At 69.5% G+C, this 4,683-nt stretch carries 3 protein-coding genes; all 3 read right to left on the minus strand.

Going from position 1 to position 4,683, the window contains the following annotated elements; all coding sequences use genetic code 11:
• Positions 1-34: 34 nt before the first annotated feature.
• From Q4F73_RS10415 to Q4F73_RS10425, 3 genes are read right to left on the minus strand one after another with little or no spacing between them, the layout of a single operon-like run.
• Positions 35-682 (minus strand): DUF3239 domain-containing protein, encoded by a 648-nt coding sequence (locus Q4F73_RS10415; RefSeq protein WP_303359280.1) that lies wholly within the window; start codon positions 680-682, stop codon positions 35-37.
• A 10-nt stretch (positions 683-692) separates the two neighbouring features.
• Positions 693-2,351 carry a DNA repair helicase XPB gene (locus Q4F73_RS10420; protein ID WP_303359281.1) on the minus strand — a complete coding sequence of 553 codons (1,659 nt, stop codon included), beginning with the start codon at positions 2,349-2,351 and terminating at the stop codon, positions 693-695.
• A 23-nt stretch (positions 2,352-2,374) separates the two neighbouring features.
• On the minus strand, positions 2,375-4,585 hold the full coding sequence (locus tag Q4F73_RS10425; protein WP_303359282.1) for a helicase-associated domain-containing protein: 2,211 nt from the start codon (positions 4,583-4,585) through the stop codon (positions 2,375-2,377).
• Positions 4,586-4,683: the final 98 nt, after the last annotated feature.

Genomic DNA, 4,683 nt, shown 5'->3' on the forward strand with positions numbered 1-4,683 from the left:
TCTCGCCGAATTCGCGCAGTCGCTGCACCGTCATCTACAGCACCAGCAGGTTGTATGTGGTGTCCTTGACCTCGTCCAGTCGCTTGCGGGCCTTGTCCAGCCGTGCCCACTGGTCCTCCGGGATGGCCTTGCGGGCGGTGGTGACCACCTCCTGGTCCGGGGTGCCCCAGGCGATGGGCATCGGCGAGATCTCGTCCCAATGCTCCTGCTCACCGACGCTACGCCTGCCCTGCACGGCGGCGACCGGAATGCGCGTGCCCAGCTTCGGTTCCTTGATGCCCTCGATGCGGGTGACGGTGCGCAGTGCGGCTCCCCAGCGCGGCGGGGCAGCGGCGTTGACGTTGGTGTTCACCAGGGCCATGATGACAAAGTCGCGTTCATTGACCTCCGCGATCACGGCCGGCGCCAGGGGATAGGTGTCGTAGAGCTCCTGGGCTCCGCCGACCTTGCGCGGCACGATGATCGCCAGGAAGAAGCAGAGCAGGGCGAAGGTGAGCGTGATGATGCCGCCGACCAGACCCCAGGCGGAGTCGGTCCAGAGGAAGGCGAAGAGCAGCGCGGAGACGATCGCGAGAATGATGCCGAACACGATCGCGGAGACCTGCAGCCGCCGGGTGTCCTTGAGCATCTCGTTGTTCTTCTTCGCGAACGCCTCGTCCACCGCAAACTTGAAAACCTTCATGCGTGTCAGCCTAATCGAGCTGGTCGAGGTCGTCGGCATCGACGATCCGGTAGGCGTAACCCTGCTCGGCGAGGAAACGCTGGCGGTGGGCGGCATACTCCGAGTCAAGCGTGTCACGGGAGACGATGGAGTAGAAGTGCGCCTGCCCGCCATCGGCCTTGGGGCGCAGCAGGCGGCCGAGGCGTTGCGCCTCCTCCTGCCGGGAACCGAAGGTACCCGACACCTGGATCGCGACGGCGGCCTCGGGCAGGTCGATGGAGAAGTTCGCCACCTTGCTCACCACGAGCACGGAGATGTCCCCGGAACGGAACGCGGCGAACAGTTCCTCGCGGCGCTTGTTCGAGGTGCGCCCCTCGATGACGGGCGCGTCGACCCGCGCGGAGAGCTCCTCGAGCTGGTCGAGGTAGGCGCCGATGATCAGCGTCGGCTGCCCGCGATGGCGCTCCAGGAGCTTATCGACGACCCGCGTCTTCCCCGCCGCACTCGCCGCCAGGCGGTAGCGGTCGGAGCTTTCCGCGGTGGCGTAGACCATGCGCTCGGACTCGCTCATGGTGGTGCGCACCTCGATGCACTCCGCGGAGGCGATGAACCCCTGGGCCTCGATGTCCTTCCACGGGGCGTCGTAACGCTTCGGCCCGATGAGCGAGAAGACATCCCCCTCGCGGCCGTCCTCGCGCACCAGGGTCGCGGTCAGCCCCAGGCGGCGGCGGGACTGCAGGTCGGAGGTCATGCGGAAGACGGGGGCGGGCAGCAGGTGGACCTCGTCGTAGATGATCAGGCCCCAGTCGCGGGAGTCGAAGAGCTCGAGCGCCCGGTACTCACCTTTCGTCTTGCGGGTGACCACCTGGTAGGTGGCGATGGTCACCGGCCTGATCTCCTTGCGCTCGCCGGAGTACTCGCCGATCTCCTCCTCGGTCAGCGTGGTGCGGCGCAGCAGCTCGCTGCGCCACTGGCGACCGGCGACGGTGTTGGTCACCAGGATGAGCGTCGTGGCCTGCGCACGCGCCATCGACGCCGCCCCGACCATGGTCTTGCCCGCACCACAGGGCAGGACGACCACTCCGGATCCACCCTCCCAGAAGGAATCCGCGGCGTAGCGCTGGTAGTCGCGCAACTCCCAGTCTTCGTTCTCCGTGGACAGGGCGATGGGGTGGGATTCTCCGTCGACGTAGCCCGCCAAATCCTCCGCCGGCCAGCCGACCTTGAGCAGCTCCTGCTTGAGGCGCCCGCGTTCGGAGGGGTGGACGGGGATGTTCTCGGCGTCGACGGGTTCCCCGAGCATGGGCCGAATCTTCTTGTGACGCTGCAGCTCGGCGAGGATGGCCGGTTCCGCGGACTCGAGGATGAGTCCGTGGGCGGGGTGTTTGTGCAGGCGCACGCGCCCGTAGCGCGACATCGTCTCGGCGACGTCGATAAGCAGGGGTTGGGGGACCGGGAACCGCGAGTAACGCTCGAGGACGTCGACGACCTGCTCGGCGTCGTGCCCGGCCGCGCGGGCGTTCCACAGTGCCAACGGGGTGATGCGGTAGGTGTGCACGTGCTCCGGGGCGCGCTCGAGCTCCGCGAAGGGGGCGAGCGCGGCGCGGGCCTCGTCGGCCTTCGCGTGGTCGATCTCCAGCAGCACCGTCTTGTCCGACTGCACGATCAGGGGTCCGTCACCAAAAGCCATGCGGACCATTATGGCAGGGAGGGCTAGCCGAGCAGCACCTCGGTGATGCGGTGGAGCATGAAACGCTGCACCTGGCCGGACACGTCGTCGAGAGCATCGACCTGGCCACCGGTCACCGTCAGGGGCGTCACCGTCTTGTGGACGGCCTGTCCGTGCTTATCGACGAACCCCAGCGTCACCGAGCGCCCACCCCGCGCCGCGGCCTGCAGGATGGCCAGCGTGGTGCGGGTGTCCTCCGGGGTGAGCGATTCACCGGCGTCGTGGCGCCGGATGGCGGCGACCGCCGCCTGGATCCGCGATTCCTCCAGCTGCTGCGGGCGGCGGGTGGGGATGTCCCGGGCAGGGAGCCGGGCCGGCGCCGGGCGGATGTCGAGCGCGGCACCGGTCGCATCCTCGGCCACGGGCTGGAAACCGGCGGCGCGCAGTTGCTCGATGACCCTCACCAGCGGTGCCTGGGCGACGGCCACCGTCGGCGCGATGAGGCGGAGGGCGACCTCCGCGGCGGCCGGGGTGCGCACCGCCTCGGCGAGCAACGCGGGATCATCGCAGCGCAGATAGCTCAGCGCCGGCCCCCCGCGCAGCGTGCCGTGGCGACGGGCGACGTCGTCGATGAGATAGAGGATGGACTGCGGCACCTCGCCGAGCGTGTGATCGGCGAGCCAATCCTTGAGCTGCCCGGCCGTGCGGCCGGCATCGAGGGCGCGGCGCACCGACGTGTCGCTCAGCCGGTAGACGCTGGCCAGACCGGCGGATTCGAGCTCACCGAGCAGATCCAGTTCCGTCTGCAGGGCCCGCGGCAGGGGACCGGGGGCCAGGACCGTCATGTCGCCCTGCGGGATGAGGCGCTCGACGGTGCCCGGAGTGACCTCGGTGGCCGTGGCCAGGGCATCAGCCTGCGGGTCGAGCAGTGCCCGCAGCAGGGTCGTCGCGGTACCACCGGCGACGAGACCGATCCACCGGGCCTCCTCCACGAGGGCCGAGACCGTCGCCTCCGACATGAGGGTGGCGGCGATGGGGTGGGTGAAGAAGAAGTCCTCGCGCAGTTCAGCGTCGCTGACCTCTATGCCTGCCGGGGCGTGCGTGTACTGGCTGATGACCATGCGGCGCTGCTCCAGAAGCTGCGGCCGGTGCATGGCGTCGGCCAGCAGCCGGATGGGCGACTTCCTCTCATCCGGGGTGCCCACCAGCCAGGGAGCCCACGGGGACTGCAGCCAGCCGGTCGTCATGGTCAGCCAGCGGGTGGCCAGATCAGCCTCCAGCCAGTCGTCGGCGGCGACGGTCGGGGCCAGGACATCGACGTCATCGACCTCGCCCCGGGCCAGCAGGCCGGCAGCCGAGCCCAGGGCGACGAGGCGGTGAATCCTGTCCTCGGGAACGTCCAGCGTGCGGGCCAGGGCGGTGACGGCCCGGACGCCGACGCCCCCTTCCTTGAGCAGCGGGGCAGGCTCTGCTCCCAGATGCTCGATGAGGTGGCGGAGATGGCGGGCCACCTCCAGACCGGCGGCGGCACCGCCCTGATCGGCGCGGTCCCGGGCGCGGTCGTCGGCCAGCATCTGGCCGCGCACCCGCGCGGAGGGCGACAGCGGGTGCCGCGGAATCTCACGGCCCAGGAGTGCCGCACGCACGCGGCGGGGAAGGCGCACGGTGCCGGAGTCGACGCGCACGAGCAGCCCGCCCGCGATCAGTTGCGGGATGGGGTGGGTGGGGTCCGCATCCGCGTCCGCGTGCCGGGTGCGGCCCACGCCCCCGGAGTGCAGGAGGGTGTCGAGGATGGCGCGCTGCTTTTCGCTCAAGTCCTCCAGCGGCAGCGACGGGGTGGTGGGGGAGTCGTCGAGCAGTTGCCAGTCCGCCGGCAGGGAGGCCATGGCCTCGGGCGTGACCCGCAACGCCGCATCGTCACCGTAGATGAGGGCGAGGCTGCGCAGATGATCCAGGGCTGCTTCGACCAGCGGGTCTGACGCCGGGACCGCGGCGATGATCTCCTCCCGGGGGACGGCGCTGAGCTCCGCGCCCAGGTTGGCGGCGGCCTCGATCGTGGCCAGTTCCAGGGCCGTGAGGGTCCGCACCGCGCGGCCCACCGAGGCCCGCAGTTGCAGCCGCGCCGCCAAGGGGGTGATGCCTGGGGGTATCGGGAGGGCGACATCCGGGCGGGCACGCAGGAGATTTGCCAGCTCGAGGTCGTCCCGATCACTGAGCCAGGTGCGGAAATCGGGGCTTGCGGGGGTGGCAGACATGGTGTGACCGATTTTAGTTGCAGTTCAAGTTACTTTTCCGCCTGAGGTTTGCAAGAATATGGGGCATGTCTAACGTTGAGAAGAGCGGCTACGTCGAT

It is taken from the genome of Corynebacterium sp. (genome assembly GCF_030535495.1).
GTDB lineage: Bacteria > Actinomycetota > Actinomycetes > Mycobacteriales > Mycobacteriaceae > Corynebacterium.

What these genes read in the sequence shown, in the direction of transcription:
- Q4F73_RS10425 (WP_303359282.1), bottom strand. Translation starts at nt 4,585, where the DNA reads ATGTCTGCCACCCCCGCAAGCCCCGATTTCCGCACCTGGCTCAGTGAT.
- Q4F73_RS10420 (WP_303359281.1), bottom strand. Translation starts at nt 2,351, where the DNA reads ATGGCTTTTGGTGACGGACCCCTGATCGTGCAGTCGGACAAGACGGTG.
- Q4F73_RS10415 (WP_303359280.1), bottom strand. Translation starts at nt 682, where the DNA reads ATGAAGGTTTTCAAGTTTGCGGTGGACGAGGCGTTCGCGAAGAAGAAC.